Annotated in this window: 1 protein-coding gene; it reads left to right on the forward strand. The window is 41.6% G+C overall.

Annotated features, from left to right (window positions below; genetic code table 11):
- Positions 1 to 98: 98 nt before the first annotated feature.
- A partial coding sequence (locus ACS8FD_RS19565; protein WP_439277089.1) for an ornithine cyclodeaminase family protein occupies positions 99 to 772 on the forward strand: 674 nt, incomplete at its 3' end.

The raw sequence follows: 772 nt of genomic DNA on the forward strand, positions 1-772 counted from the left end.
CAAGCAAGTAATTAAGTAACTAAGTATCCAATAAATGAAAGTAGCAACAACGCCATAATAAATACGATTATAAATTCAACCAGCAAGGAGTGCTCATAGTGCAATTATTAAATCAAGCGGTAGTGACCGAACATCTCAATATGCAAGCAGCTATTGATGCTATCGAAGAGCTATTACATCAGCAAGCGGCTCATCCTAATTGGGTAAAGGCGCCTGAACGTTTAGTCATTGAGACTTTTGGCGAGGATAAGAAGCATAGCTCAGGCTCGCACTTATCAATGCCAGCAACTATCTATGATGGTGAAAAAGAGTATACTGCCGTAAAGCTTGTCACCATTTGTCCTGATAATCCTAGCCGTGATATGCCAACGACCACTGCCATTATTACTGTATCAAATAATGACACTGGTGAGATATTGGCCATTATGGATGGCATTTATATCACTCAAGTGCGCACCGCTGCATTATCAGGTATCGCTACTAAGTATATGACAAAGCCTGATTGTCAAAGTGTCGCTGTCGTCGGTTGTGGCGGTATGGCTTATGAACAACTAAATGCTGTGTTGACAGTACGCCCTGACATTAAAACAGTATATCTATGGAACAGAAACCATGAGGGTGCAGCGCAATTTAAAACCCGTTTTGCCCGTGATTATGCTCAATGGGATATTGAAATCAGCGTCTGCGAAGAGGTAGGTGATGCGATCCGTGATGCTGATATTATTAATGTTGCCACCCGTGCGACGGAAGGTTTATTTAGTATTGATCAAAT

The sequence above is a fragment of the Psychrobacter sp. 1U2 genome, assembly GCF_051847575.1.